22 protein-coding genes are annotated in these 26,893 nt (G+C 75.3%); 15 read left to right on the top strand and 7 right to left on the bottom strand.

Annotated elements, in window-relative coordinates:
* Positions 1-23 precede the first annotated feature (23 nt).
* Entirely contained in the window at positions 24-1,517 is a 1,494-nt protein-coding gene (locus ACFU9A_RS06530; protein ID WP_430574446.1) for a helix-turn-helix domain-containing protein, read from the bottom strand.
* A 133-nt stretch (positions 1,518-1,650) separates the two neighbouring features.
* On the opposite strand from ACFU9A_RS06530, the gene ACFU9A_RS06525 reads away from it, so the two are divergent.
* Both ACFU9A_RS06525 and ACFU9A_RS06520 read left to right on the top strand, forming a co-directional pair.
* On the top strand, positions 1,651-3,585 hold the full coding sequence (locus tag ACFU9A_RS06525; protein ID WP_430574445.1) for a phosphoenolpyruvate carboxykinase (GTP): 1,935 nt from the start codon (positions 1,651-1,653) through the stop codon (positions 3,583-3,585).
* A gap of 107 nt (positions 3,586-3,692) precedes the next feature.
* Positions 3,693-4,559, top strand: coding sequence for an SMP-30/gluconolactonase/LRE family protein (locus tag ACFU9A_RS06520; RefSeq protein WP_430574444.1), 867 nt, complete (start codon positions 3,693-3,695; stop codon positions 4,557-4,559).
* A gap of 15 nt (positions 4,560-4,574) precedes the next feature.
* On the opposite strand, the gene ACFU9A_RS06515 is transcribed toward ACFU9A_RS06520, so the two are convergent.
* Together ACFU9A_RS06515 and ACFU9A_RS06510 are read right to left on the bottom strand one after the other, a co-directional pair.
* Positions 4,575-5,429: a fumarylacetoacetate hydrolase family protein gene (locus ACFU9A_RS06515; RefSeq protein WP_430574443.1), complete on the bottom strand. Its 855-nt coding sequence runs from the start codon at positions 5,427-5,429 to the stop codon at positions 4,575-4,577.
* Positions 5,430-5,473: 44 nt separating this feature from the next.
* Positions 5,474-6,475, bottom strand: a complete 1,002-nt coding sequence (locus tag ACFU9A_RS06510) for a C-terminal binding protein (RefSeq protein WP_430574442.1) — start codon at positions 6,473-6,475, stop codon at positions 5,474-5,476.
* Between the two features lie 93 nt (positions 6,476-6,568).
* Here ACFU9A_RS06510 and ACFU9A_RS06505 point away from each other — a divergent pair, with 93 nt between their 5' ends.
* Together ACFU9A_RS06505 and ACFU9A_RS06500 are read left to right on the top strand one after the other, a co-directional pair.
* Complete coding sequence (locus ACFU9A_RS06505; RefSeq protein WP_430574441.1) at positions 6,569-7,336, top strand: SDR family NAD(P)-dependent oxidoreductase; 768 nt, start codon at positions 6,569-6,571, stop codon at positions 7,334-7,336.
* Positions 7,337-7,380: 44 nt separating this feature from the next.
* Positions 7,381-7,710 (top strand): nuclear transport factor 2 family protein, encoded by a 330-nt coding sequence (locus ACFU9A_RS06500; RefSeq protein WP_430574440.1) that lies wholly within the window; start codon positions 7,381-7,383, stop codon positions 7,708-7,710.
* Between the two features lie 9 nt (positions 7,711-7,719).
* On the opposite strand, the gene ACFU9A_RS06495 is transcribed toward ACFU9A_RS06500, so the two are convergent.
* From ACFU9A_RS06495 to ACFU9A_RS06480, 4 genes are read right to left on the bottom strand one after another with little or no spacing between them, the layout of a single operon-like run.
* Positions 7,720-8,532, bottom strand: coding sequence for an SDR family NAD(P)-dependent oxidoreductase (locus tag ACFU9A_RS06495; RefSeq protein ID WP_430574439.1), 813 nt, complete (start codon positions 8,530-8,532; stop codon positions 7,720-7,722).
* The gene (locus ACFU9A_RS06490; protein WP_430574438.1) at positions 8,529-9,689 is read right to left on the bottom strand and encodes an enolase C-terminal domain-like protein; all 1,161 of its coding nucleotides are present in this window, start codon (positions 9,687-9,689) and stop codon (positions 8,529-8,531) included. The genes ACFU9A_RS06495 and ACFU9A_RS06490 overlap by 4 nt, the downstream gene beginning before the upstream one ends.
* A 7-nt stretch (positions 9,690-9,696) precedes the next feature.
* Complete coding sequence (locus tag ACFU9A_RS06485) at positions 9,697-10,488, bottom strand: SDR family NAD(P)-dependent oxidoreductase (RefSeq protein WP_430574437.1); 792 nt, start codon at positions 10,486-10,488, stop codon at positions 9,697-9,699.
* Entirely contained in the window at positions 10,485-11,909 is a 1,425-nt protein-coding gene (locus ACFU9A_RS06480) for a hypothetical protein (RefSeq protein ID WP_430574436.1), read from the bottom strand. The genes ACFU9A_RS06485 and ACFU9A_RS06480 overlap by 4 nt, the downstream gene beginning before the upstream one ends.
* Before the next feature lie 174 nt (positions 11,910-12,083).
* Here ACFU9A_RS06480 and ACFU9A_RS06475 point away from each other — a divergent pair, with 174 nt between their 5' ends.
* From ACFU9A_RS06475 to ACFU9A_RS06425, 11 genes are all read left to right on the top strand, one after another.
* A complete protein-coding gene (locus tag ACFU9A_RS06475; protein WP_430574435.1) occupies positions 12,084-12,752 on the top strand; it encodes a GntR family transcriptional regulator in 669 nt (222 codons plus the stop codon).
* Positions 12,753-12,975: 223 nt separating this feature from the next.
* Positions 12,976-14,022 carry a GNAT family N-acetyltransferase gene (locus tag ACFU9A_RS06470; protein ID WP_430574434.1) on the top strand — a complete coding sequence of 349 codons (1,047 nt, stop codon included), beginning with the start codon at positions 12,976-12,978 and terminating at the stop codon, positions 14,020-14,022.
* A gap of 268 nt (positions 14,023-14,290) precedes the next feature.
* Entirely contained in the window at positions 14,291-16,396 is a 2,106-nt protein-coding gene (locus tag ACFU9A_RS06465; RefSeq protein ID WP_430574433.1) for a peptidase C14, read from the top strand.
* A gap of 41 nt (positions 16,397-16,437) precedes the next feature.
* Positions 16,438-18,642 (top strand): peptidase C14, encoded by a 2,205-nt coding sequence (locus ACFU9A_RS06460; protein ID WP_430574432.1) that lies wholly within the window; start codon positions 16,438-16,440, stop codon positions 18,640-18,642.
* A gap of 308 nt (positions 18,643-18,950) precedes the next feature.
* Positions 18,951-20,264, top strand: a complete 1,314-nt coding sequence (locus tag ACFU9A_RS06455) for a Gfo/Idh/MocA family protein (protein WP_430574431.1) — start codon at positions 18,951-18,953, stop codon at positions 20,262-20,264.
* Positions 20,265-20,374: 110 nt separating this feature from the next.
* On the top strand, positions 20,375-21,649 hold the full coding sequence (locus ACFU9A_RS06450; RefSeq protein ID WP_430574430.1) for an ABC transporter substrate-binding protein: 1,275 nt from the start codon (positions 20,375-20,377) through the stop codon (positions 21,647-21,649).
* 108 nt (positions 21,650-21,757) lie between these two features.
* The gene (locus ACFU9A_RS06445) at positions 21,758-22,702 is read left to right on the top strand and encodes a carbohydrate ABC transporter permease (protein ID WP_430574429.1); all 945 of its coding nucleotides are present in this window, start codon (positions 21,758-21,760) and stop codon (positions 22,700-22,702) included.
* 2 nt (positions 22,703-22,704) lie between these two features.
* Positions 22,705-23,613 (top strand): carbohydrate ABC transporter permease, encoded by a 909-nt coding sequence (locus tag ACFU9A_RS06440; RefSeq protein ID WP_430574428.1) that lies wholly within the window; start codon positions 22,705-22,707, stop codon positions 23,611-23,613.
* A gap of 8 nt (positions 23,614-23,621) precedes the next feature.
* Positions 23,622-24,683 carry an NAD-dependent epimerase/dehydratase family protein gene (locus ACFU9A_RS06435; RefSeq protein ID WP_430574427.1) on the top strand — a complete coding sequence of 354 codons (1,062 nt, stop codon included), beginning with the start codon at positions 23,622-23,624 and terminating at the stop codon, positions 24,681-24,683.
* Positions 24,683-25,861, top strand: a complete 1,179-nt coding sequence (locus tag ACFU9A_RS06430; RefSeq protein ID WP_430574426.1) for a dihydrodipicolinate synthase family protein — start codon at positions 24,683-24,685, stop codon at positions 25,859-25,861. The genes ACFU9A_RS06435 and ACFU9A_RS06430 overlap by 1 nt, the downstream gene beginning before the upstream one ends.
* On the top strand, positions 25,858-26,889 hold the full coding sequence (locus ACFU9A_RS06425) for a hydroxyacid dehydrogenase (protein ID WP_430575349.1): 1,032 nt from the start codon (positions 25,858-25,860) through the stop codon (positions 26,887-26,889). The genes ACFU9A_RS06430 and ACFU9A_RS06425 overlap by 4 nt, the downstream gene beginning before the upstream one ends.
* The last annotated feature ends 4 nt before the right edge of the window (positions 26,890-26,893 follow it).

Here is a 26,893-nt window from a genome sequence, read left to right as displayed (position 1 = left end):
GAGGCCCCCGGTCCCCGCCGGCCTCAGCCCGCGGTCTCGTCCGCCGGGCCGGCGGCCGGGGCGTGGCGCTGCAGGAAGGCGAACACGTCCGTGTCGTCGACGCCGGGGAACGCGCCGCGGGGCAGGGCCGCCAGCACCTGCTGGTGCATCCGGGCGCTGGGCCAGGCGACGCCGTCCCAGCGCTCGGCCAGGTCCGCCGGCGGGCGCTGGCAGCACGCCGGGTCGGGGCAGGTGGAGCTGTGCCGCACCTGGGTGTCCCGGCCGCGGAACCACTTGGCGTGCGCGTACGGCACCCCCACCGTGATGGAGAACTGCCGCCCGTCGGCGCCCGTGCCCGTCTGTACGGAGTCCCAGAACGTGCCGGCCGGCGTGTCCGTGTACTGGTAGGACTCGGTGGCGCGGTCCCGGCGCGTGAACGCCTCGCGGCCCGCCCACCAGCGGCACACGAGCTGCCCCTCGATCGCCCCCGTGACGTCCTGCGGCAGCGGAAGGCCGTCGTTGGCGTAGCCGCGGAACAGGGCGCCGTCGTCCCCCACCCGCAGGAAGTGCAGCGGGATGCCGAGGTGCACGGTGGCCAGGTTGGTCAGCCGCATCGCGGCCGCCTCGTGCGTGACGCCGAACGCGTCGCGGAAGTCCTCGACCGCCAGGTCCTTCTCGCGCTTGCGGCGCTGGAGGAACTCCACGGCCACCGACTGCGGGATGAGGCAGCACGCGGCGAAGTACGTGATCTCGACGCGCTGGCGCAGGAACTCGGCGTAGCTGCGCGGGCGGTCGTGCCCCAGCACCCGGTGCGCGATCGCCTGCAGGGCGAGGGACCGCAGGCCGTGCCCGCCCGGGATCGACGCCGGCGGCAGGTAGATCCGGCCGTTCTCCAGGTCGGTCACGGAGCGTGCGGACCGGGGCAGGTCGTCCACGTGCAGCAGGGTCAGCCCGAGCTGCTCGGCCATGCGGGCCACCGTGCGGTGCGTCAGGGCGCCCGCCCCCGCGTACCCGGCGCGCTTGGTCAGCTCCTCGCCGAGGGCCTCGATCTGGGGCAGGTAGTTGTCCCGCCCCTGCCGCTCGTTGCGTAGCTCGGTGTTCGCCCGCCGGGCCTCCTCGGGCGTGGCGATGGCCTCCTCCTCGCGGCGCGACAGCTCGGAGTGCAGGCCGACGAGCTGCTCCAGCACCGGCATCGGGAGCTTCTGGCTCGGCTTCACCGACGGCAGGCCGAGGGCCCCGAACAGCGGCCCGCGCTGCGCCCGCTCGAGGGAGATCTCCAGCTCGGCGCGGCGCGACGGGGGCTCGTCGGCGAGGAGGTCGGGCACGGCGACGTCCAGCGCCTCGGCCAGCGACCGCAGCAGCGACAGCCGGGGCTCGCGTCGGCCGTTCTCCACGAGCGACAGCAGGCTGGGCGCCGAGCCCACCCGCTCCCCCAGCGCCTCGAGCGTGAGGCCCCGCGCCGTGCGGGCGTGCCGGATGCGCCGCCCGAGGGTGATGAGGTCCGGGGACTCGGCCGCCGGGCCGTCCTTCGTCGCCATGGTTTGACGGTACGTGAAGATCGGCGAATCTTCACGGGTGATCTGCTGGAAAGCCGGTTCCGGGGTGCGAGACGCTGGAGTCAGCCCACCCGGCAGCGCACGCCGGGGGCCCATCCGACGGACGGAGCACCCGATGACCTTCACCGCGAACCCGCGCCGCACGCGCCTCGCGATCGCCGAGCTCGCCCCGGACGCCCTGGCCCCGCACGCGCTGGCACCCGCGGAGCACGCCGGCGCCGCGACCGCACCGGCCGCCCGGGCACAGGCCCCGCAGGACGCGCGGGCGTGGGTGCGGCAGGTCGCCGCGCTGACCCGGCCGGACGAGATCGTCTGGTGCGACGGCTCCGCCGCGGAGAAGCAGCGCCTGCTCGACGGCATGGTGGAGGCCGGCACGCTGATCAAGCTGGACGAGGCCAGGCGGCCGAACTCCTACCTCGCCCGCTCGCACCCGTCCGACGTCGCGCGCGTCGAGTCGCGCACGTTCATCTGCGCGGAGCACGAGGAGGACGCCGGCCCCACGAACAACTGGCGCGCCCCCGCCGCGATGCGCGCGGAGCTGGCCGACGTGTTCGCCGGCTCGATGCGCGGCCGCACCATGTACGTGGTGCCGTTCTCCATGGGCCCCGTCGGCGGCCCGATCTCGCAGGTGGGCATCGAGATCACCGACTCGCCGTACGTCGTCGTGTCGATGCACGTCATGACGCGCGTCTCCCCCGCCGTCCTGGACCTCATCGACGGCGGCCAGCAGTGGGTGCCGGCCGTGCACTCCGTGGGCGCCCCGCTGGCCGACGGCGCGCAGGACGTGCCGTGGCCGTGCAACGACACCAAGTACATCGTCCACTACCCGGAGACGCGGGAGATCTGGTCGTACGGCTCGGGCTACGGCGGCAACGCGCTGCTCGGCAAGAAGTGCTTCGCCCTGCGCATCGCCTCGGCGATGGCCCGCGACGAGGGCTGGCTCGCCGAGCACATGCTCCTCGTCCGCGTCACCTCGCCGGAGCAGCGGCAGTACCACCTCGCCGCCGCGTTCCCGAGCGCCTGCGGCAAGACGAACCTCGCCATGCTGCGCCCGACCATCCCCGGCTGGACGGTCGAGACGCTCGGCGACGACATCGTCTGGATGCGCCCCGGCCCCGACGGCCGCCTGCGCGCGATCAACCCCGAGGCGGGCTTCTTCGGCGTCGCGCCCGGCACCGGCGTCGAGACCAACCCGACGGCGATCGACACCCTCACCCACGACGTGATCTTCACGAACGTGGCGCTGACCGACGACGGCGACGTGTGGTGGGAGGGCCTCACCCCCGAGGCCCCCGCGCACCTCGTCGACTGGCGGGGCGAGGACTGGACGCCGGACTCCGACACCCCCGCCGCGCACCCGAACTCCCGGTTCACCGTGGCCGCGGCGCAGTGCCCGTCCATCGCGGACGCGTGGGAGGACCCGGCGGGCGTGCCCGTGGACGCGATCGTCTTCGGCGGCCGCCGCGCCTCGAACGTGCCGCTCGTGACCCAGGCGACCAGCTGGGACCACGGCGTCTTCATGGGCGCCACCATCAGCTCCGAGCGCACCGCCGCGGCCGAGGGCACGGTCGGCGAGCTCCGCCGCGACCCCTTCGCCATGATGCCGTTCTGCGGCTACAACATGGCCGACCACTGGGCGCACTGGCTGCGCGTCGGCAAGGCGCTCGACGCCGACAAGCGGCCCAAGGTGTTCCAGGTGAACTGGTTCCGCAAGGGCGAGGACGGCCGCTTCCTGTGGCCCGGGTTCGGCGAGAACTCGCGCGTCGTGGAGTGGGTCGTCACCCAGCTCGACCGCTCGCGCGGCCTGCGCACCGACGCCGGCGCCGTGCACTCCCCCGTCGGGCTCCTCCCCGCGCCGGGCGCCCTGCGCACCGAGGGCCTCGACCTGTCCGACGACGACCTCGCCGCGCTGTTCGACGTCCCCGTCGCGCCGTGGCGCGCCGAGGCGGCCCTCACCGGCGAGTTCTTCGAGACGTTCGGCGACCGCGTGCCCGACCAGCTCTGGGCGCAGCTGTCCCTGCTGCGCGACCGGCTCGGCGCGGAGCGCTGACGGCGCCACCTCAGGCTCGGGCCCGCCGGAGAGGCACCGGCGGGCCCGTGGCACGCCCGGCACCACCGCGTGCCGGACGCCGCCCCGGGAGGCGGCAGAATCGCGGGATGACCGCGACCCCCGAGAACGTCACGGGCCCCGTCGCCCACCACGCCGAGGGCCCCGTCTGGTGGCCGGCGTGGGGCGGGCTGCGCTTCGTCGACATGCTCGCGGGCGACCTGCTGACGGTGCGCCCCGACGGCGCGGTCGACCGCCGGCACGTGGGCGACGTCGCGGCGCTGGTGCGGCCGCGCGCCGCCGGCGGCTTCGTCGTCGCGCTGGAGCGCGAGGTCGCGGTCGCGGACGACGACGACGGGCCGCTGCGCCCCCTCGCCCGGCTGGACGACGGCCCCGCGGTGCGGCTCAACGAGGGCGCGACCGCGCCGGACGGCGCGCTGTACGCGGGCGGGATGGTCACCGGCCCCGGCGCCACGGCGTCCCTGCACCGGATCGACCCCGACGGCACCACCCGCGTCGTGCTCGACGGCATCGGCTGCTCGAACGGGCTGGGCTTCTCGCCCGACGGGACGCTCGCCTACTACGTCGACACGGCCGCGCACCGGGTCGACCTCCTCGACGTCGTCGCGGCGTCGGTCGACCCGCGGGGCCTGGTGGGCCGGAGGCCCTTCGCCACGGTCGACCCCGCAGACGGCGTCCCCGACGGGCTCGCCGTGGACGCGGAGGGCGGGGTCTGGGTCGCGCTCTGGGGCGGGTCGGTCGTGCGGCGCTACGCGCCCGACGGGCGGCCCGACGCCGAGGTCCGGCTGCCGGCCTCCCAGGTGACAGCCTGCGCCTTCGGGGGCGAGCGGCTCGACACGCTGTACGTCACGACCTCCAGGCAGGGTCTCGCGGCCGGCGCGGAGCCGGAGGCCGGCTCCCTGTTCCGGGTGGAGGTGGGGGTGCGCGGCCTGCCGGCGCTGCCCTTCGCCGGCTGAGCCCGCGCCGTCGGGTCAGACGACGGCGTCGCGCACGCGCTGCTCCGCGCGCCCCAGCCCGTCGATCTCGAGGGTCACGACGTCGCCGTCCCGCAGGTACGGGAACCGGCCGGACAGCGCGACGCCCTGCGGTGTCCCGGTGTTGATGACGTCGCCCGGCTCGAGCACCATGTACCGGCTCAGGTGCCAGACGAGGAACGGCACGTCGAAGATCATGTCGGCCGTCGTCGAGTCCTGGCGCGCCTCGCCGTTGACCCACGAACGCAGGCGCAGCCCGCCGGCGTCGACCTCGTCCGCCGGCACGAGCCAGGGCCCCAGAGGGTTGAACGTCTCGCAGCTCTTGCCCTTCGACCACTGCCCGCCGGAGTGCTCGAGCTGGTAGTCGCGCTCCGACACGTCGTGCGAGAGGACGTACCCCGCGACGTGCGCGGCCGCCTCCTCGGGCGAGGCGAGATACCGGGCGCGGCGCCCGACGACGACGCCGAGCTCGACCTCCCAGTCCACGGTCGTGGCGCCCGGCGGCACGAGGACGTCGTCGTAGGGGCCGACCACGGTGTTCGAGTGCTTCCAGAAGACGATCGGCGCCTCGGGCGGGGCGGCGCCCGACTCGGCGGCGTGGGCCGCGTAGTTCTGGCCGACGCAGACGAGGGCCGTGGGCCGCGCCACCGGCGGCCCGACCCGCAGGAACTCGGCCCCGTCGAGCACCGGCAGGCCTCCGGCGGCGAGGGCCGCGCGCGTGCGCGCGACGCCGTCCGCCGCGAGGAACGCCCCGTCGACGTCGCGCGTGAGCGGGGAGAGCGAGTACGTGCCGCCGTCGTGGCGGACGGCGGGGCGTTCCTGGCCGGCGGGGCCGAGACGGACGAGCTGCACGGAGGCTCCAGGGGCGTGAGGCGGCGGGGGCGGAGGGGGCGGCGTCAGCGCGCGAGCACGCGGGCGAACCCGGGGTTGACGACCGAGGGCACCGGCCGGCCCGCGAGGAAGTCGACGGCGTTGCGCGCGGTGTGGACGGGCAGGTCGGCCATGGCCTCGGGCGAGAACCAGGCGGCGTGCGGGGTCAGCACGACCGTGTCGAGCGACCGCAGCCGGCTGCCGGCCGGCAGCGGCTCGTGGGCGAAGACGTCGAGCGCCGCGCCGCCGACGTGGCCGGCCTCGATCGCGTCCGCGAGGGCCTCCTCGTCCACGAGCGGCCCTCGGCAGGTGTTGACGACGAGGACGCCGGGACGCGCCGCGGCGAGCGTGTCGCGGTTCAGCAGGTGCCGGGTGTCGTCGGTGAGCGGCGCGTGCAGGGTGATGACGTCGACGGCGGCGAGCAGCTCCTCGAAGGACGCCGGCAGGTGGCCCGCGGCCTCGACGTCCGCCGCCGGGACCACGGGGTCGTGCACGAGCACCCGGAAGCCCAGGGCGGCCAGGCCCCGCGCCACCTCGGAGCCGATGCGGCCGTACCCCACCACGCCGACCGTCGTCGTCGACGGACGGACGGCGGCGGGACGGGCCGCGGTGGGCGCCCAGCGACCGGCCCGCACGTCACGGTCGTACCCGACGAGCCCGCGCCCGAGTCCGAGCACCATCGCGAGCGTGTGCGACGCGACCTCCTCGATGCAGTAGGTCGGGGTGTTCGCGACGGCGATGCCGCGCTCGGTGGCGGCGGCGACGTCGACCATGTCGTAGCCGATCCCCATCCGGGAGACGAGGCGCACGCCCCCGGGTCCGCCGACCGCGTCGAGCACGCGGGCCGTGATCGGTGCCCACTGGACGACGAGCGCCTGGGCGCCCCCGGCCGCCCGCACGGCCTCGACGACCTCCTCCTCGGTGCGCGCCGCGGCGCGCACGGCGCGCAGGCCGGCGGCTCCGACGGTGTCCTCGCAGGCGGTGGACGGCAGGTCGCAGTCGGTGATGACGACGGTGTCGGAGCTCATGCGGGAATGCTATAGCAGATAGCATTCCTCACCCAACCGCCCGGCCCTCGAACCGGGTGCGCGGCGCCTTCCGGGTGCTATAGCGTTCCGTCCATGTCCCGACGACTCGCCCTCATCACCGGCGCCAGCTCCGGCATCGGCGCCGCGTCCGCCGTCCACCTCGCCGAGCAGGGCCACGACGTCTGGCTCACCTACGCCCACGACGAGGCGGGCGCGACGGCGACGGCAGAGCGCTGCGCGGGGGCGGGCGCGGACGTGCGCGTGTCCCGCCTCGACCTGCGCGACCCGGCGTCCGTCGCGGCGCTCGTCGACGAGGTGACCGCGACCTGGGGCCGGCTGCACGTGCTCGTCAACAACGGCGGCACCTGCCCGTACCGCGCGCTGGACGACATCGAGCTCGACGAGTGGGACCAGGTCATGGAGACCAACGCGCGCGGCACCTTCGTGCTGTCCCGCGCGGCGCTGCCGCTCCTGCGCGCCGGGCGGGACGCCGCCGACCGCTCGGACGACGACCGCGCCATCGTCAACGTCGCGTCGATCGCCGGCCAGCAGGGCGCCCTCAGGACGGGCGTCCACTACGCGGCGTCCAAGGGCGCGATCCTCGCGATCACGCGGTCCTTCGCCCGCATCCTCGCCGACGAGCGCATCCGCGTGAACGCGGTGACCCCCGGCCCCGTCACCAGCCGCATCACCGACCAGCTCGACGACGCCGGGCGCGCCGCGCTCACCTCGTCCATCCCCCTCGGGGACTTCGGCACCCCGGAGGACGTCGCCTGGGTCATCGGCTCCCTCGCCGACCCGCGCGCCGCGTTCGTCACGGGCGCCACCTACGACGTCAACGGCGGCGTCCGGATCGACTGAGGCCGCCGCCCCACCGCCCCATCACCCCACCACCCGGAGGACCCGTGCCCACCGCTGCCACCGTCGTCGCCGAGCAGGTCGACGCCTTCAACGCCCGCGACCTCGACCGCTTCCTCACCACGTACGCCGCCGACGCCGTCGTGACCGGCGTGACGCCCGAGCCCCTCGTGGGCCGCGACGCCCTGCGCACCTTCTACGCGGGGCGCTTCGAGGATCCCGCCCTGCACTGCGAGATCACGACGTCGGTCGCGTTCGGCGAGCGGTGGCTCGTGGCGCGCGAGCTCGTGACGAGCACGAGCGGCACGGGCGAGACGGTGGCGACGTTCGACGTCACCGACGGCGCCATCGCCCGCGCCAGCATGCTCAAGGCCTGACGCGCGGCCTCAGGCCAGCCCGTAGCGCCGGTCGAGCTCCGGGTCGGACGGCGGCGTGCCGAAGGACGCGGTCCACGCCCCGTCCGCCGCGAGCGACTGCCCCGAGACGTAGGCCGCCTCGTCGGACAGCAGGAACGCGACGACCGCCGCGACCTCCTCGGCCGTCGCGATCCGCCCCAGGGGCGGCCCCTGCGACAGGTGCCGCTCCTCGGCCGCGGGGTCGGCGGCCGCGGCGATCTGCGCCTCGAGGTGGGGCGTGCGGACACCGCCCGGCGCGACCGTGTTGGCGCGGATGCCGTAGCGCCCGTACGTGACGGCGACGCTGCGCGCGAGGGCGTCGATCCCACCCTTCGTGAGCTCGTACGCGGCGTGGTCGGCGAAGGAGGCCCGCCCGTGGATGGACCCGACGTTGACGATCGCCCCGCCCGAGACCTGGTCCGTGAACGCCTCCACCGCGGCGGCCGCGCCCCAGAGGTAGCCCAGGCCGTTGATGTCGACGATCTCGCGCACCGTGGCCTCCACCTCGGCCTCGCGCGCCGGGTCGGCGAGGGCGTGCAGGGGCGTGGTCCGCGTGACCCCGGCGTTGTTCACCCAGCCCGCCAGCGGGGCGAGCTCCCGCGCCCGGCGGGCGGCCTCGCGGTGCACCCCGCGCTCCCGCGAGTCGCCCAGCACGACGGCGGCGCAGACCCCGTCCTCGACGCTGCCCGACCCCCGGCTCCGCTCCACGCCGACCACGACCCAGCCGTCGGCGGCGAGCCGGGCCGCGATCGCCCGGCCGATGCCCTTGCCGGAGCCCGTGACGACGACGCTGCGCGCGCTCATCGTGCCGCCCCCGGGAAGAACCGCGGGGACAGGCCGAAGCCCAGGCCCGGCGTCGCCGGCGGCGTCGCGCGGCCGCCCTCGAACGTCGGCCCGCCCGTCACGAGCAGGGGCGCCGGGTCGTAGGGGTTGCCGTGGGGGGACCGGTCGAAGGTCTCGACCCCGACGCCCAGGTGCACGCTGACCTCCGGGTAGACGTGGCTCGACGGCGCCGCCCCGGCGCCGCGCCAGGAACGCACGAGCCCGGCGGCCGGCGTGAGGCCGCCGATCGCGACGACGTCGACCCGCGGCACGTCGAGGGCGCCGAGCGCGGCGAGCCGGGCGTGGACCTCCGGGTCGGTGACCTCGTCGCCGATGCTCAGCGGCAGCCCGGTCGCGGCCCGGACCCGGGCCGCACCCGCCGCGTCCTCCGGCAGCAGCGGGTCCTCGAGCCACGCCAGGGCGGGCTCGCCGCCCGGTGCCGCGACGCCCCAGGCGGCGAGGTCGGCGAGTGCCTCCTCCGCGTCGCGCCAGCCGAAGCCGACGTCGACGACGAGGCCTTCCCGGCCCGGGACCGTGCGCCGGCCGCGCTCCGCGAGCCCCGCCCGCACCCGGGCGATCACGTCGCGCATGAGCGCGCGGTCCGGCGAGCGCGAGATCTTCAGCAGCGGCCACCCCTCGGCGGCGTGCCCGAGCACCTCGTCGGCGACGTCGGCGGCGGTGCGCCCCGGCGTCGGGTACGCGGCGACGAGGACCGCCGGGCGCGGGGCGCGGTCGGCGCCCAGCAGGCTCCAGACCGGGCGGCCCGTCGCCTGCCCGGCGACGTCCCACAGGGCCACGTCGACGAGCCCGATCGCCCGGCGCACCAGGCCGACCCGCCCGACGATCGCCGAGCCGCGCAGCATCGCGTCCCAGGCGGCGCGGACGTCGTCGGGACCCGCGACCCGGCGCCCCACGACGTGCGGCGCCACGAGTCGCTCGACGAGCTCCGCCATCGGCGCCTCCCGCGTGAGCGCGTAGGCGACGCCGACCAGCGGGCCGTCCGCCTCCCCGGGCTCCGGCTCGGCGAGCACCTCCACGGCGACGTACTCGCGCCGCGTCACGGTCATCGCGCCCAGCGGCAGGGGCTGCGGCAACGGCACGGCGACGGTGTGCGTGCGGACCTCGGTCACGCGGGCCATCAGCGCGTCACTCCGGCTTCTTCGCGAGCGGCACGCCGTAGTCGACCATGAAGCCGCCGTCGACGTAGAGGGTCTGCCCGACCACGTAGGACGCCTGGTCGGAGGCCAGGAACGCGACGGCGTTCGCCACCTCTGACGCGTCGGCCAGCCGGCCGGCGGGGATGCGCGCGAGGATCGTCTCCTCCGAGAGGGTCCCCGCCGCGACGCCCTGGCGGAACACCCCGGTGTCGATGTACCCCGGCGCCACCGCGTTGACGCGCACGCCTCGCGCCGCCCACTCCGCGCCGGCCGTCGCCGTGAGCGCGATCACCGCGGCCTTGGTCGTGGCGTACGGGGCGCGGCCGGCGGAGCCGCGCGAGGACACCGACGAGATGTTGACGACGGCCCCGCGCCCGGCCGCGAGCATGTGCCGGCCGGCGGCCTGCAGGCACGAGAAGACGCCGTGCAGGTTGACGTCCACCACGGCCGACCACTCGGCGAATGTGAGGTCCTCCAGGCCGCGGTGGCGCTGGATGCCCGCGTTGTTCACCAGCACGTCGATCCCGCCGAACCGCGCGGCGAGGTCGTCGAAGGTCGCGCGCACGGCCTCGGGGTCCGTCACGTCCAGGGACGTCCAGACGAGCCCCGCGGCCGTCGGGACGGGGCCGTCGCCGAGGGCGGGCAGGTCGTGCTGCGCGACGTCGGGGCACACGACGCGGTGGCCCTCGGCGGCGAGCCGCTCGGCGACCTGCCGTCCGATGCCGGCGGCGCCGCCGGTGACGATCGCGAGCGGCGCCCGGGTCGGGGTCGGGTCGGTCACTGGTCCTCCTTCTCGCCCGGCGTGCCGGGCAGGGTGTCGATGAGCCGGGCGGCGTGCGCCTCGAGCCGGGCCAGGGACCCGGGGGCGACGGGCGTCTGCCACGCCTGGTAGGCGCCGCGCTCGTACGCGACGTCGGTGGGCAGGTAGACGAAGCCCGGCCCGTTGGTGAGGTTGGCGACGACGACGGGTCGGCCGGCGGCGTGCTCCCGGACGGTCCGCTGGAGCCGGGAGTACGCCTCCCCCGGGTGCGCGACGAGGATCGCGTCGCCGACCTGCCAGACCCACGCGGGGTGCCGGACGGTGGGCCCGGTGACGTAGCCGTCGCGCAGGTTGCGCGCGCGGCGCAGGCGCTCCTCCCGCGAGCCGGGGTCGATGCCGGCCCACTCCTGCTCGAGCTCGGCGATGGTCGGCAGGGGGCGCAGGTCGAGCTCGACGTCCTCCTGCCGCACGGCGAGCGTCGTGGACCCCGCGGACGGCGCCGGCTCCCAGACGCCCAGCGGCGCGCCGGACTCCACCACCCGCGTGAGCTCCCAGGACGTGCCGGGCGGGGGCAGCTCGGCGAGCGCGGCGAGCACGGCGTGCCCGAGCGCCTCGCCGTGCCGGTCGGCCACCGCGAGGTCGCCCGTGTACTGCTGGCGCGGGGCGAGCTCGCCGGACGCCCCCTGGAGGAACGCGACCGGCGCCCCCGTCGCCCCCTGGACCAGGTCCCGCATGGCGCCCACGTAGTCCGGGGAGACGAGCCGGTTCTGCCACGAGAGCGTGGTCGGGTGGCAGGCGTAGTTGACGATCGTGGCGAGCGGTCGGCCGGGCCCGTCGCCGTCGGCGGCGGCGGTGAGGCGGCCGACCAGCACGGTGTCGTCGGCGGGCACCTCGGGGTTCCAGCCGACGACGGGCCGCGGCTCGTCCGGCGTCTCCACGAGCAGCTCCCGGTCGGCCGCGAGGGCGCAGCGGCCGGTGGTCCACTCGAGGACGGCGGGGCGCAGCGCGCCGAGGGCCTCGCGCCCGGCGTCGACGGCCGCGGCGGCGAGCGCGTCGAGGTACCCCGGAACGAGGTCACCGCCCGGCAGGTCGGCGTCGCCCGCGCACAGCACCGGGCCGGCGTGGGTGTGCGACAGGGAGATCAGGAGCCGCTCGGCGGGCAGGCCCAGGGCCTCGAGGACGCGGTGGCGCACCCCGGCCTCGTCGTCGACGCGGCGCCACCAGGTGCCGTCGACGGTCATCGTCACCACCGGGTCGCCGTCGGCCCCGGCGAGGGCCACCGCCGTCAGGCTCATGGACCGGTGCTGCCCCTCGGCGGCGTCCCAGTCCGCGGGCCCCCAGTTGCGGGCGCGGATCCCCACAGGTGGGCTGACGTCACGCGTCGCGACGCCGGCCAGGCCGTGGAACGCGGGCACGGGCACCCGGTCGTGCAGAGTCGCCATCGATCCTCCAGTCGTCGACGCCGCCGATGCTATAGCATGTGCGTCTCGGCGCCGGGCCCCGGCCAGGCGCCGTACCCGGGTGGACCGCGGGGCGCGCCACAGGCGCGGCGACCCCCGCCGGCGCCACCACCGAACCGGAACCGGCCCCTGCCCCACCCGACCGACGGAGTAGCAATGGCGCTGAAGAACGTGCCCGACCTCAACGTGGCCGACCGCGTCACCGTGGAGCTGCGGGAGGCGATCTTCTCCGGCGAGCTGGAACCCGGCGAACGACTGGTGGAGCGCAAGCTCGCCGAGCGCCTGGGGACGAGCCACATCCCGGTGCGCGAGGCGCTCACCCGCCTCACCGAGGAGGGGCTCGTCGAACGGCTCCCCCACCGCGGCGCCCGCGTGGCGGCGCTCACCCGCCGGGACCTCGAGGAGATCTCCAGCCTGCGCACCCTGCTGGAGCAGTTCGCCGTCGTCCGCGTGCAGCAGGACTGGGACGCGGCCAAGGAGGCGCGGCTGCGCAAGATCGTGCAGCAGATGGTGCAGGCGGCCGAGAAGGGCAGCGCCGCGCGCGTCTTCGAGCTGGACCGGCGCTTCCACGAGCAGATCTGGGAGATGGCCGACCACCGGATGCTCATGGCGCTGAACGCGCAGCTCCGCAGCCGGATCACGGGCTTCCTGCGGGCGGCGAACGTGGCGCTGGAGCCGGCCGCGCGCGTCGCGCACGCGCAGACCCACGAGGAGATCGTCGACGCGATCGCCGGGGGCGACCCCGAGGCGGCCCGCCGGGTGATGGCCGAGCACGTCGGGGCGGCGGCGGCACGCCTCGCCCCGCACACGCAGGACGACGACTGAGCGCTCCGGAGCGCGACGGCGGGGCACGGGCGGCACGGGCGGTGCGGACGGCCGCGGCGCGCCCGGCGCGGCCGTCCTGGTGCGACGAGGGGCCAGCCCGACCCTCCGCGCGATGCTCGTCCGTCGCTCGCCGACGAACGTGCGGCCGACGTTAATCCTGCTATAGCAAACCGTCAACAGGTGGCGCCGCGCCTCCGCCAGGAAGGGGTCAGCCATCTCAGCCGTGCAGCTCCGGACCGCCTCCGCCGCCGACGCCGCGGCGCTCTACGCCCTGTGGGCCCGGGCGTTCGACGCCCCCCTCATGGTCCCGGTCTACGAGTCCGACGACGGCCGCCTGGGGCGCACCGTCCTCGCCGTCGCGCCCGGCCGGGACGGCGCCGTGCTGGCGTCGGTGTACTGGACGCCACGGGTCGTGACCTCGGCGGACGGCACGCGCGCACTGCGCGCCGGGTGCGTCGCGAACGTGGCGGCCGCGCCGGAGGCCCGGGGCCGCGGTCTGGTGCGCCGCGCGCTCGCCGTCGCGCTCGAGCAGATGGCGGCGGTCGGCACGGACGTCGCGCTGCTCTTCACCGGCACCCCGGGCGTCTACCGGTCCAGCGGGTTCGAGACGTTCGGCGTGCCCGTGCTCACCGGGCCCCCGCGCCCCGCCCCGACGACCCCCGACCTCCCGGCTCCCGACCTGCTCGACGACCGGCCCGCCGGCCCGCCCGCGGTCCGCGTCGACCGCCTGCCGGGCGACCCGTGGGACCAGGGCTGGGGCCCGGCGCTTCCGTGGCGGGCGCTCGCCCGCCTGCACGACGCGGCCGACACGGGCGACGACGGCCGGCGCCGCCCCCTCGCCACCGTCCGCACGGAGGACCACTGGCAGCGGCGGGTCCCGCTGTGGTTCCGGTCGTGCGAGCTGCTCACGGCGCGCGCGACCGGTGGCGAGGTCATCGGGTACGTGGTCCTCGAGCCGGGCCCGACCCTGCGGGTCCGCGAGCTCGCCGTCGACCCGGCCGCCCCCGGGCACCCTGCGGCCACGACCGCCCTCGCGGACGCCGCGCTGGCCCGCGCCCGTCACCACCGCGCCGCCTCGGTCGAGGTCCGGCTGCCGCAGGACGCGGCCGGCCTGGCGTTCGCCCGGGCGGTGCTGGCCGAGGCCACGCCGTCGGTCGACGCGACGGGGATGCTCCGGCCGGTCGGTGCCGGCCGGGCGGAGGTGGACGCGCTCCGGGGGTCGCCGTCCGCCGTCGGCGCCGGGTTCCACTGGCCGGGAGACTACGTCTGATCTCGGATGCTATGGCATCGACGAGATGCCCTCAGCGCTCTGACCTGCATAAACGCTCCTCGGTCAGCCGTTGACGTTGCTATAGGATTTGGCTACTCTGCTCGGGACGGCGCAACGACGCGCACCACCGTCGGCGCACCGCAGGACCCGCCCGGCCCCGCAGGACCGCTCGCCGACCACCCGCAGCCCCGGGCCGGCACGCGGAGCACCACCCCCGTCGCTCGCCCCGGACGGACCGTCGTCCCGACCGTCCCGAAGGGTGTCTCCCTTGACCTCCAACACCACGACCGGCCGCGCGGCCGGCGCACCCCAGACCCGCCCCGACCGCTCCGCCCCGACCCGCGTCGCGGCCCACCTCGCCGAGCTCACCGGCTGGCGCTCCCGCGACCTCGCGCACGGGACCGTCGCGCGGCTCCTCGGCCACGCCGCCCCCGGCGACGGCGCCGGCCGGCTGCTGCGCTTCGACGCCCGGTCGACCACCGCCGCGAACGGCGGCACCGTGCTGGCCCCGCGCGACGCGGGCACCACCGGGCGCTGGCACACGGTGCACGCCGGCACCGCGGACTTCCGCTGGTTCGGGCACCTCGGCCCCGAGAGCCCCGCGGACGACGCGCTCGACGCCCTGGTGCGCGACCCCGCGGTGACACGCATCGAGGCGCACACGGACCTGCTGTTCCGCCGCCGGCACACGTTCACGCGCTCCCGTCTCGAGCTCGACTTCGGCGGGCACACCGTCGACACCGACGGCATCGAGCGCAACAGCCACGACAACCCGTTCGGCGCCCTGCTCTTCTTCCGGGGCCGCGTCGGCGACGCCACCCAGACGCGGGTGCTCACCGCCCCGCTGCCCGACCTCGCGGACGTCTTCGAGGTGGCCGACTCCGCCGCGTTCGCCGTCGGGCAGTGGTGGGCCGTGCAGTCCGACCCCCGGCCGGGGGGCGGCCGCGACGAGCGCGAGCTGCAGCGGCTGGTCGAGGTGACCGAGGTGGTGGACGGCACGCACGTGCGCGTCGACTACAAGAACGGCTGGGAGCTGCCGGCGGGCCGCACCCTGACCTGGACGCCGGTGGAGCCCGTCGAGCAGGTCCACGTGCGGCACCTGCGCTTCCTCGGCGCCGGCCCCTTCGACGGCCCGGAGGAGGGCGAGCTCCCGGACGACCGGGAGTACACCGGCTCGCACCCCGTGGCCTTCGAGTACGCGGTGCGGTGCGACGTCGAGGAGGTGCACGGCGAGCGCACCTGGTGGCCGGTGATCATGCGGCGCTGGAACACGCACTTCGTCACCCGGCGGTGCTCGGTGTCCAACCCCCCGACCGTCTTCTACGGCGGCGCCGGCTACCTCACGCAGCAGATCTACTCCCTGTACGGGCACGTCGTCGACTGCCGGAGCCACAACGCCCGGCACCTCAACGACCTCACGGCCTCGGCCTACTGCCTCGTGGAGAACTGCCACGGCGACGGCGACGACGAGGGCGGCAACCCGTTCACGACGCACGGCCAGTACGAGCACGACCTCGTGTTCTCGGGCTGCAGCGGGCTCATGGACATCGCCAACTCGGGCGCGCAGTGGGGCACGGCGGCCAAGCGGATCACCGTGCGGCGGCACGTGGCGTCGTGGTTCGTGGTCGGCACGAAGATCACCGACCTCACCCTGGAGGACGTGCACGTCGTGGCCCGCTCGACGTTCGACCCCCAGGCCACCCTGACGATCAACGCCGACGGCGCCCGGCTGCGCGGCTGCTCGGCCGGGTTCTTCGCCGTGGGGCAGCGGTCCGCCCTGTCGTCCCGCCCGACCGTCGTCGAGGACTGCTCCTTCGCGCTGCCGCCCGGCTCCGTGCTGCACCAGACGCCCGTGACGAGCCCCGTGCACTTCGTGCGGACCCGGTTCACCGGCGTCGACGGCACCGTGCTGCGCGGCCCCGGTCCCGTGACCTTCACGGACTGCGAGGTCGTCGGGGCCACGGGCGACGAGGTCGCCGCCCCGATGAGCGTCGGGTCGGCGGACGTCACCGTGCGCGGCGGCCGGTGGACCGGCGCCGGGATCGTCCTGAGCGGCGCCCGCGACCAGCGCCTCACCGTCGACGGCACGACGATGACGGGCACGACCACGGCAGGCGCCCTCGTGTCCCGGGCCGGGACCGGTGCCGTCGCCGTGCACCTGCGCGGCGCCGACCTCACGGTGCCGGGCGGCGCCGCGCACGTCGCCCTCGACGCCGGCCCGTCCTCGTACCAGGCCACCGGCACCCGGTTCGCCGGCGGGCGCCTCGACCTCGACGCCGCCTCGCCCGTGCTGCACGCCGGGTGCACGTTCGACGGCGTCGACGCCGTCCCCCAGCCCGGCCCCGCGACCGTGCTGCACGCGTCGCTCGGCTGACCCGCACCACCGCCCCACCCGTACCGAAGGAAGGACGGACGATGACCACCACCCCCACCACCCCCACCACCGAGGCGACCGAGGTCCCCTCGCGGCGCGCGCTGCTGCGCGTCGCGGGCATCGGCGGGCTCGTCGTCGCGGGAGCCGCCGCGGGCACGACCGCGGCGAGCGCCGCACCGCTCGCGGCCGCCAAGGCCGACAAGGCCGACAAGGCCGACAAGCCCGCCACCGACGTCGTCGTCGCCGCCACCGTCGCCCAGCTCGTCGGCTGGCAGGCGAAGAAGCTCGACGACGGCACCGTGGCCCAGCTGCTCGGCCACGCGAAGGCCGGCGACGGGGCCGCGCGGCTCGTGCGCTACGACGCCCGCTCCACCGCCCGACCCAACGGCGGCACGGTGCTCGCGCCCGCGGACGCCGGGGCGAGGGGCCGCTGGCACACCCTGCACACCGGCACCGCCGACTTCCGCTGGTTCGGGCTCTTCGGCCCGCAGGCCCCGGCCGACGACGCGCTGGACGCCCTCGTCGGCGACGCGAGCGTCAGCCGCATCGAGGCGCACAGCGACCTCGCCTTCGTGCGCCGCCACCGCTTCACGCGCTCGCACCTCGAGCTCGACTTCGGCGGGCACACGATGACCACCGAGGGCATCGAGGACGCCGGGCAGGACGACCCGTTCGCCGCGGTGCTGTTCTTCCGGGGCACCGTCACGGACGACGTCCGGACGAACACGCTCACCGCGGTCATGCCCGAGCTCCGGGACGACTACGAGGTCGCCGACTCGTCCCGGTTCGAGGTCGGGCAGTGGTACGCCCTCGAGGTGAACGCGCTGTCGGGCCGCTGGGAGAAGGAGCTCCAGCGCCTGGTCCAGGTGACGCAGGTCGTCGACGCCACCCACGTGCGCGTCAACTACAAGGCGGGCTGGGAGCTGGCCAAGGGGCGCACCCTGACCTGGACGCGCGTGGAGCCGGTGGAGCAGGTGCACGTGCGCCACCTGTCGTTCGTGGGCCGGCCCGACGGCGACCAGTACACGGGCTCGCACCCGATCGCCTACGAGTACGCGGTCGGCTGCGACGTGGAGGACGTGCACGGCGTGGCCACCTTCTGGCCGCTCGTCATGCGCCGGTGGAGCACGTTCTTCCGCACGTCGGGCTGCTCCCTCACCAACCCGGCGTCGGTGACGTGGGGCGGCGCGGGCTACCTGACCCAGCAGATCTACTGCAACTACGGGCACGTCGTGGACTGCCACACGAGCAACGCGCGACACCTCAACGACTGGACCGCGTCGTCGTACGGGCTCGTGGAGAACTGCCACGGGGACGGCGACGACCAGGGCCCGTTCGTCACGCACGGCCAGTACGAGCACGACCTCACGTACGTGGGGAACTCCGGCCTCATGACGTTCGCCAACTCCGGCGCGGCGTGGGGCTCCTCCGCCAAGCGCATCACCGTCACCCGGCACGTGTGCTCGTGGTTCGTGGCCCGCGTCAAGGTCACCGACCTCACGCTCACCGACGTGCAGGTGATCCGCAAGGAGGGCCTGGCCGGCTCGGGGATGATGTGGGTGAACGCCGACGGCGTGCAGCTGCGCGGCTGCCAGGCCGACGACACCCTCATCGTCTCGCAGGCCTCGGACCGCTCCGCGCGACCGAACGTCATCGAGGGGTCGCGGTTCGCCGTCCTGCCCGACACCCCGGTCACCCAGGCGAACGTGACGCGACCGGTCCACCTGGTGCGCACCGCGCTGAGCGGGCTGAAGAACGCGTCGTTCGCCGGGTCCGGCGCCGTGGTGCTCGAGGACTGCGTCCTCGAGGCCGCGGAGGGCGCGGGCACCCTCACGGTCTCCGGCGACGTCACGGTGCGCGGCGGCGTGCTGCGGAACGTCGCCCTGGTGGCCGCGGGCGCCAAGGACCAGACCGTGCGCGCCGGCGGCGGCGCGCGCCTGGAGGGCGCCCCCGCCGGCGGGGCGTTCCTGTCCCGCAGGGCGGCGGCGGCCACCGTGACGTGGGCGCTCGACGGGCTCGCGTCCACGGCCGGGGACGGCACGGCCCACGCGGTGCTGACCCAGGGCACGAACCGCTGGGCCGCCGTCGGCTCACGGTTCGCCGGAGGGCGGGTCGAGCTCGCACCCTCGGCGTTCGGCGAGGGATCGACGCTCGTGCAGACGGGGACGGTCGAGCAGGGCGTCACGCGCACCGCGTTCCCGGAGGACGGCCCGCGCGTGACGACGGCGGGCTCGCTCGTCCTCTGACGGCGCGCCCCGTCCGGCTCCCTGGTCCCCGCCCGTCCCCGCCCCGCCCCACTCGGCGCGGGGACGGGCGGGACCCGGCCGCCGTGGGGGCCGCTCCCGGCCGCCGCCGGGATCGAGGTCACAAATCGGTACCAGGTGGACCGGCCGTCGTGAGGGAGTTAACACCCGGGCCCGTCTGGCGTAACATCCCTCTGGCAGAGTGCTATAGCAAATAGCAGATTCTCTGGACGGGCGCCCGCCCCCGCGCGGGACGGGCACCCACAGTACGACCCCACGCAGCACCCATCGCAACGGAGCAAGGACCGCACGTGACCCCCACCCCCCAGGTCGTGACCGTCGCCCTCGTCGGCGCGGGGAACCGCGGCCAGACGTACGCCCGCTGGATCGCGGCGCACCCCGACCGGGCGCGCCTCGTCGCGGTCGCCGACCCGCGCCCCCACCAGCGCGGCCTCGTCGCCGCGCAGGCCCGCGAGTCCCGCGCGGGAGCCGGTGAGACGACGCCCGAGGTGCTCGAGCTCGAGGGCTGGCGGGACCTCGTCGCCGCCGGCACCGACCATGCCGACGGCCGCGTCGCGGACATGGTGATCGTCGCGACGCAGGACCGCGAGCACCGCGACCCCGTTGTCGCGCTGGCCCCCCAGGGCTACGCCGTCCTGGTGGAGAAGCCCCTGGCCCCGAGCCCGGAGGAGTGCCGCGCCGTCGTGGACGCGGTCGAGGCGGCGGGCACCCTGTTCGGGGTCTGCCACGTCATGCGCTACATGCCGTACACGGACCTGGTGAAGTCGGTCGTGGACTCCGGGGTCCTCGGCGAGATCGTCAACGTGCAGCACCTGGAGCCGGTCGGCTGGTGGCACGACGCCCACTCGTACGTGCGGGGCCCGTGGCGCACCGAGCGGACGTCCAGCCCGATGCTCCTCGCCAAGTCGAGCCACGACCTCGACTGGATCCGGTACGTCACCGGCAAGCGCATCACGAGCGTCGCGAGCTTCGGCTCCCTCAAGCACTTCCGCCCCGAGGAGCGGCCGGAGGGCGCCGCGGACCGGTGCCTCGACTGCCCCCTCGAGCCCACCTGCCCCTACTCGGCGCCCCGGCTCTACCTGCCCACGCTGCGCGAGCAGGGCCCGATCTGGCCCGTCTCGGTCATCACCGACGCGACCGACGAGGCGGGCGTCCTCGACGCCCTGCGCACCGGCGACTACGGCCGCTGCGTCTACGCCTCCGACAACGACGTCGTGGACCACCAGGTCGTCGCGATGGAGCTCGACGGGGGCTCCGCCGCCACCTTCACGATGACGGCGTTCAGCGAGCAGGACCACCGCAAGACGCAGATCTTCGGCACCCACGGCTGCCTCGACGGCGACGGCGAGAAGGTGCGGGTCACCGACTTCCGCGACGGGAGCGTGACCGTGCACGACGGCGGCCACCACGGCGCGACCAACGCCGCCGACGACCACGGCGGCGGCGACAGCGGCGTCATGGACGCCTTCGTGCGCGCCGTCGCCACCGGCGACCCGAGCCACGTGCGCTCCGGCGCCGTCGAGTCCCTCCAGTCCCACCTCGCGGTCTTCGCCGCCGAGGAGTCCCGGCACCACCGCACCGTCGTCGACGTCCCCGCCCGGTGACCGTCGCCGACCGACCCGTCCCCCCGGACGGCACCGACCTGCTCGACACCCGACACAGCCCATCGCCCGGACGCACTGGAGCGGCCCGGGCACTCCCGAAGGAGAAGTCGATGACCCAGCGCACGATCCGGCGCGGCTGGACCGCCGCCCTCGCCCTCGCCTCGCTCGGCGCCCTCACGGCGTGCGGCGGCGGCACCACGGGCGGCGACGCCGTCCCCGAGCCCGAGGACGGTGCCGCCTCCGGCTCCGTCACCATGTGGACCTACCCGGTCATCGCGGACGAGGCCGCCCACAAGAAGTTCTGGGACGAGAAGATCGCGGAGTTCACGAAGGAGAACCCCGACGTCGACGTGAACGTCGAGATCTACCCCTGGGCCGGCCGCGACGAGACGCTCGCGACCGCCATCGCCGGCAACAAGGGGCCGGACGTCGTCTACCTCATCCCCGACCAGCTGCCGAAGTACGCGAAGTCCCTCGCCGCCGTCGACAACTTCGTCACCGACCAGTCGGCCGGGCTGCGCGAGAACGCCAAGGCCGCCGTGACGATCGACGACGCCATGCTCGGGTCGCCGCTGATCATGAACTCGAAGCCCCTGGTCTGCAACGCCGCCGCGTTCGACGCGATCGGCGAGTCCGGCAACTACCCCGCCACGTGGGACGACCTCATGGCGCTGGCGCCGAAGTTCAAGGACGCGGGCTACGACGTCACCAACTACTGGGGCGCCGTCGACGCGACGCTCAACGAGTCGTTCTACCCGCTCCTGTGGCAGGCGGGCGGCTCGGTGTTCACCGAGGACGGCACGGGGGTCGCGTTCGACTCCCCCGAGGGCGTCGAGGCGCTGCAGTTCATCACCGACCTCGCCGAGGGCGGCTACGTCGAGAAGGACCTGCTGACCACGATCCCGGCGTTCGAGCAGACCCGCACCGCCCAGGGCAAGATCGCCTGCACCTGGCAGCAGGGTCCGGCCGACGTCGCGTCCTTCTGGGGCGAGGACAACGTGGTCGTGCTGCCGTCCCTCAAGGAGGCCGAGTCGATCGGCTACGGCACCGTCGGCTCGCTGTCGCTGATGAAGGGCTCGGACGACCTGGACGCGGCCGGCAAGTGGCTCGCGTTCGCCACGAGCGACGAGGTCAGCGCCGAGTACGCCCAGGCCTCCGGCTGGTTCGGGCCGTACAGCGACCAGACGGGCCTCTACGAGGGCGACAAGACCATGACGGCCCTCGAGGACACGCTCGACGCCACCACCTCCGGCGACCTCAACGAGAAGTCCCGCGAGGTCATGGGCGTCCTCGCCCCGGAGATCCAGGCCGCGCTCATCGGCGAGAAGACCCCGGAGCAGGCGCTCGAGGACGCCGCCGCGGCGGCTGCGCCCCTGCTCGGCTGACCCACCCGCGCGGGTCCGGAGCGGACCGACGCACCGTGCACGGACGTGCCGGGCGCCGGGAGCCCGCCTCCCGGCGCCCGGCGCCCGCGCCGCGAAGGAGAACCACCCATGACGACCACCACCCCGACCGCACCCGCCCCGGGCGCGGCGACCGGCCCCCGGCCTCCCGGCCGACCGGGCGCCCTGCGCCGCACGATGGCGCGGCGCGAGGCCCGCATCGGCCTGCTGTTCGCGCTGCCGGCGTTCCTGCTCTTCCTGCTCTTCCGCTTCGGGCCGGCGATCGCCGGCGTCGGCCTGAGCTTCTTCGACTACACGATCGGCGCCGGTGCCGAGTGGACCGGGCTGGACAACTTCCGCCGGCTGGTCGTCGACCCGGTGTTCTGGTCCGCGCTGCGCGTGACGATCGTGCTGAGCGTCCTCATCGTCCCGGTCCAGCTCGCGATCTCGACCCTCATGGCGCTGCTGGTGCGGCGCGGGTTCCGCGGCTCGCGGCTGTACCGGTCGGTGTTCTTCCTGCCCGTCGTGACGAGCCTCGTGCTCGCGGCGACCGTCTTCACCTGGGTGTTCTCGACCGGCGGACCCTGGTCGAAGCTCATGGGGCTGCTCGGGCTGTCGACCGACTCGTGGCTGGGGTCGACGACGTTCGTCCTGCCCGCGCTCGCGCTCGTGGCCATCTGGTCCCGGTTCGGCTACGGGATGCTGATCCTGCTGGCCCGGATGCAGGACCTCCCCCGCGAGCTCGAGGAGGCCGCGGCGATCGACGGCGCCAACGGCTGGCAGCGGTTCTGGAACATCATCGTGCCGCAGCTCAAGCCGACCCTGTTCTTCCTCGCGGTCATCGAGACGACCGCGTCGTTCCAGATCTTCGACCTCGTCTACATGATGACCGGCGGCGGGCCCGCCCGGGCGAGCTACAGCCTCGTCTACGAGATCTACAACCAGGGCTTCAAGTACTTCGACCTCGGGTACGCCAGCGCCCTCGGCGTCGCCCTGTTCGTCCTCACGCTCGTCGTCGCCCTCGTGCAGCGAGCCGTCATCGGGAAGGAGAAGTGACCATGACGACCCAGGTCACCACGCCGCCCCCCGCGGCCGCCCCGCGCCCCGCGAGCCCTCCCGCGCGGCGCCGCCGCTCGCGCGGCTCGGGCATGGAGCCGACCCTCGGCGGCAAGGTCGTGCGCTACGTCGTGCTCTCCGTGGCCGCCGTCGTGACGATCTTCCCGTTCTACGCGATGGTCGTCCTGTCGCTGAAGCCGGCCGCCGCGATCGAGTTCCCCGCGTCGCTGCTGCCGACGAACCTCGGCACGGGCGCCTACGAGCGGGTGCTCTCCGCCGGCGGGATCGGCACGTGGTTCGTCAACACGCTGATCTACTCGGCCGTGTCGGTCGTGGCGGTGCTCGCCCTGTCCGCGATGGCCGGCTACGCGTTCGCCAAGAAGCGGTTCCCGGGCCGCGAGACGATGTTCTGGTCGTTCCTCGCGATGGTCATGGTGCCGTACCACGTGACCCTCATCCCGACGTTCATCCTCATCGCGCAGGCGGGCGGCCTCGACACCTACTGGGGCCTCATCCTGCCGACCCTGGCGAACGCGCAGGCCGTCTTCCTCATGCGGCAGTTCATCGTGGACCTGCCCGACGAGCTGTTCGAGGCGGCCAAGCTCGACGGCGCCTCGGAGTGGCGCATCTTCGTCTCGATCGTCCTGCCGCTGTGCAAGCCGATCCTCGCGACGCTCGGCACGTTCGTCTTCCTGTGGCACTGGAACGACTTCCTGTGGCCGCTCATCATCGGCCAGGGCACGGAGCACTGGACCCTCACCGTCGGCATCGCCTCGCTGCAGCAGCAGGACGTGCCGCTCAACATGATCCTCGCCGGCGCGACCATCTCGTTCGTGCCGATCTTCGCCGCCTACCTCGTGGCCCAGCGCTACTTCCAGGAGGGCGTCACGATGTCCGGAATCAAGGGATGACCGCACGCATGACGACGACCACCGCACCGTCCGCCCGCCTCTCGGCCCCGGCCTCCGTGGCCGAGCTGGAGCGCCTGCTCACCACCCCGTCCCCCGCGCTCGTCGAGGACATGGCCGCCCGCACGGGCGACCTCGTGATCCTCGGCGCGGGCGGCAAGATGGGCCCCTCCCTCACCGTCCTCGCCCGGCGGGCCCTCGACGCCGCCGGTCGCTCCGGAGACGCCGTGCACGCCGTCTCCCGCTGGTCCGACGCCGCGCAGGCCGACACCCTGCGGGACGCCGGGGTGGACGTCGTCACGGCCGACCTGATGGGCCCCGACGCCGACCTGTCCGCGCTGCCCGACGCGGCCGACGTCGTCTACATGGTGGGGGCCAAGTTCGGCACGACCTCCGCGCCGTCGCTCGCGTGGGCGGCGAACGCCGCGCTGGTGCACGACGTCGCCCGGCGCTACGCCGACTCCACGATCGCCGCGTTCTCCACCGGCAACGTGTACCCGCTCGTGCCGGTCGGGTCGGGCGGCTGCGCCGAGGACCACCCGGTGGGGCCCGTCGGCGAGTACGCGATGAGCTGCCTGGGACGCGAGCGGCTGTTCGAGCACGCGGCCCTCACCCGCGGCACGAAGGTCGCCACCGTCCGGCTCAACTACGCCGTCGACCTGCGCTACGGCGTGCTGTTCGACATCGCCTCCCCGATCCTCGCGGGCGAGCCCGTGGACGTCACCACCGGGCACGTCAACGTGGTGTGGCAGGGCTACGCCAACGAGGTCGCGCTGCGCGCCCTCGGGCACGCGTCCGCGCCCGCCACGGCCATCAACCTCACCGGGCCGGAGACCGCGTCCGTGCGCCGGCTCGCGACGCAGCTCGGCGCCGCCCTGGGCCGCGAGGTGTCCTTCACGGGCACCGAGTCGCCCACGGCGCTGCTCAACGACGCGAGCCGCTGCCACGAGCTCTTCGGCTACCCCCAGGTGCCGCTGCGGACCCTGGTGGAGTGGCAGGCCGCGTGGCTGGCCGCCGGGCTGCCGACGTCGGGCAAGCCGACCAAGTTCGCCGTCCGCGACGGGAAGTTCTGATGACGGCCGCCCCGGTCGAGGTGCCCCGCCTGGCGGACGACGTCGGCGCGCTGCTGCGCGCGGGCACCGTGATCCCCGCGCAGCCGCTCGCCCTCGACGCCGGCCGCCGGCTCGACGAGCGGCGCCAGCGCGCCCTCACCCGCTACTACCACGCGGCCGGCGCCGGGGGCGTGGCCGTGGGCGTGCACACCACGCAGTTCGAGATCCGCGAGCACGGCCTCCTCCGCCCCGTGCTGGAGCTCGCCGCCGAGGTCTCGCGGGACACGATCGCCGGTCGTGCGCCCGCCGGGGCGGCGGAGCCCGGCCCGCGGCCGCTCGTCCAGGTCGCGGGCGCCGCGGGCGACGTGCGGCAGGCCGTCGCCGAGGCGGAGCTCGCCGCCGGCCTGGGCTACGACGCCGTGCTGCTCGCGCCGCGCGTGCCCGGGCTGACGGGGACGCGCGAGGAGGTCGAGCGGGTGCTGCTCGACCGGGCCCGGGCCGTGGGCGAGGTGCTGCCCGTGATCGGCTTCTACCTCCAGGAGGCGATCGGCGGCCCGCGCCTGTCGGTCGGCTTCTGGCGCGAGTACGCGTCGATCGAGGCGGTCGTCGCGATCAAGGCGGCGCCCTTCCACCGCTACCGGACCCTCGACGTGCTGCGGGGCGTCGCCGCGTCCGGCCGCGGCGACCAGATCGCCCTGTACACGGGGAACGACGACGCCATCGTGGCCGACCTCGTGTCGCGGCTCGACGTGCCGGTGGCCGCCCCGGACGGTGGCACGTCCACCTACCGCGCCCGGTTCGTCGGCGGCCTGCTCGGTCAGTGGGCGGTCTGGACCGCCGGCGCGGTCGAGACGCTGCGCCTGGCCCACGCCGCGCACGGCGACCCGCCGCCCGGCACGAGCACCGCCACCGTGCCCGACCCGGGAGCGCTCGCGACCCTCGTCGCGCGCCAGTCCGCCCTCACGGACGCGAACGCCGCGGTGTTCGACGCCGCCCACGACTTCGCGGGCGTCATCGCCGGCGTGCACGAGGTGCTGCGGCGCCAGGGCCTGCTCGACGGCATCTGGTGCCTCGACCCCGCGGAGACCCTGTCCCCCGGGCAGGCCGAGGAGCTGACCCGCGTGACCGCGTCGTACCCGTGGCTCGCCGCCGCGGACGACGCGCTGATCGCCGAGCACCGGGACGCGTGGCTCGCATGACGGCCGCCGGGACCGCTCGCCCCGTGGCCGTCGTCGCGGTCGCCCCCGGGCTGCGCGACGAGTTCTTCGCGCCCGACGCCTGGTCGGCCCTGGAGGCGGCCGTCGACGTCGTCGCCGTGGACGAGCCCGCGGGGCTGGTCGCGGCGCTGGCTGCGGCCGACCCGCAGGTGCGGGCCCGGGCGCGGGTGCTCGTCATCTCCTGGGGGACGCCGCGCCTGGACGCCGCCGTGCTCGACCTCCTCCCGTCGCTGCGCCTCGTGGCGCACACCGGGGCCTCGGTGAAGCCGTTCGTCTCGCCCGAGCTCTTCGACCGCGGGGTCCGGGTGACGCAGGCGGGCCAGGGCATGGCCCGCCCGGTCGCCGAGGTGTCGGTCGCGTTCGCCCTCGCGCTGCTGCACCGGCTGCCCCGGTTCCACAACGCGCTGCACGACGGCGACCCGTGGGAGCGCGCGGAGGACGCGCCGCCGCGCCACGAGATCGCGGGCTCGCGCGTCGGCGTGCTCGGGGCGTCCCGCACCGGGCGCGCCGCCATCGCGATGCTGCGCGCCCTCGGCGCCGAGGTCGTGGTCGCCGACCCGACGCTCACGGCGGCCGACGCGGCGGCCCTGGGCGTCGGGCTGCTGCCGCTCGACGAGCTCCTGGCCACCAGCCGCGTGACGATGGTCCACGCCCCGACGCTGCCCGAGACCCGCCACCTGGTGGGCGCCCGCGAGCTGGGGCTCATGCCGGACGGCGCGGGGCTGGTCAACACCGCGCGGTCGTGGCTGACCGACGAGGACGCCCTCGTGCGCGAGCTCACGACGGGACGGATCGACGCGGCGCTCGACGTGTACGACGACGAGCCCCTGCCCCGCGACCACCCCCTGCGGCGGCTGCCCAACGTGCTGCTCACCCCGCACCACGCGGCCGCGACCGTCGAGGGCCGCCTGCGCCAGGGCGCCATCGTCGTGGACGAGGTCGCGCGCCACCTCGAGGGCCGGCCGCTCGGCCACGAGGTGACGCGCGACGCGCTCCACGGGATCGCCTGAGGGA

This window comes from Isoptericola sp. NPDC057653 (assembly GCF_042799955.1).
GTDB lineage: Bacteria > Actinomycetota > Actinomycetes > Actinomycetales > Cellulomonadaceae > Isoptericola.
The sequence above is the reverse complement of the archived record's forward strand: the minus strand, read 5'-3'. Positions and strand labels throughout refer to the sequence as shown.

Bases quoted from the DNA above. Each gene is read 5' to 3' on its own strand.
- ACFU9A_RS06450 (WP_430574430.1), top strand. From the start codon at position 20,375: ATGACCCAGCGCACGATCCGGCGCGGCTGGACCGCCGCCCTCGCCCTC.
- ACFU9A_RS06440 (WP_430574428.1), top strand. From the start codon at position 22,705: ATGACGACCCAGGTCACCACGCCGCCCCCCGCGGCCGCCCCGCGCCCC.
- ACFU9A_RS06480 (WP_430574436.1), bottom strand. From the start codon at position 11,909: ATGGCGACTCTGCACGACCGGGTGCCCGTGCCCGCGTTCCACGGCCTG.
- ACFU9A_RS06430 (WP_430574426.1), top strand. From the start codon at position 24,683: ATGACGGCCGCCCCGGTCGAGGTGCCCCGCCTGGCGGACGACGTCGGC.
- ACFU9A_RS06510 (WP_430574442.1), bottom strand. From the start codon at position 6,475: ATGAGCTCCGACACCGTCGTCATCACCGACTGCGACCTGCCGTCCACC.
- ACFU9A_RS06460 (WP_430574432.1), top strand. From the start codon at position 16,438: ATGACCACCACCCCCACCACCCCCACCACCGAGGCGACCGAGGTCCCC.
- ACFU9A_RS06525 (WP_430574445.1), top strand. From the start codon at position 1,651: ATGACCTTCACCGCGAACCCGCGCCGCACGCGCCTCGCGATCGCCGAG.
- ACFU9A_RS06445 (WP_430574429.1), top strand. From the start codon at position 21,758: ATGACGACCACCACCCCGACCGCACCCGCCCCGGGCGCGGCGACCGGC.
- ACFU9A_RS06425 (WP_430575349.1), top strand. From the start codon at position 25,858: ATGACGGCCGCCGGGACCGCTCGCCCCGTGGCCGTCGTCGCGGTCGCC.
- ACFU9A_RS06490 (WP_430574438.1), bottom strand. From the start codon at position 9,689: ATGGCCCGCGTGACCGAGGTCCGCACGCACACCGTCGCCGTGCCGTTG.
- ACFU9A_RS06475 (WP_430574435.1), top strand. From the start codon at position 12,084: ATGGCGCTGAAGAACGTGCCCGACCTCAACGTGGCCGACCGCGTCACC.
- ACFU9A_RS06495 (WP_430574439.1), bottom strand. From the start codon at position 8,532: ATGAGCGCGCGCAGCGTCGTCGTCACGGGCTCCGGCAAGGGCATCGGC.
- ACFU9A_RS06505 (WP_430574441.1), top strand. From the start codon at position 6,569: ATGTCCCGACGACTCGCCCTCATCACCGGCGCCAGCTCCGGCATCGGC.
- ACFU9A_RS06435 (WP_430574427.1), top strand. From the start codon at position 23,622: ATGACGACGACCACCGCACCGTCCGCCCGCCTCTCGGCCCCGGCCTCC.
- ACFU9A_RS06520 (WP_430574444.1), top strand. From the start codon at position 3,693: ATGACCGCGACCCCCGAGAACGTCACGGGCCCCGTCGCCCACCACGCC.
- ACFU9A_RS06530 (WP_430574446.1), bottom strand. From the start codon at position 1,517: ATGGCGACGAAGGACGGCCCGGCGGCCGAGTCCCCGGACCTCATCACC.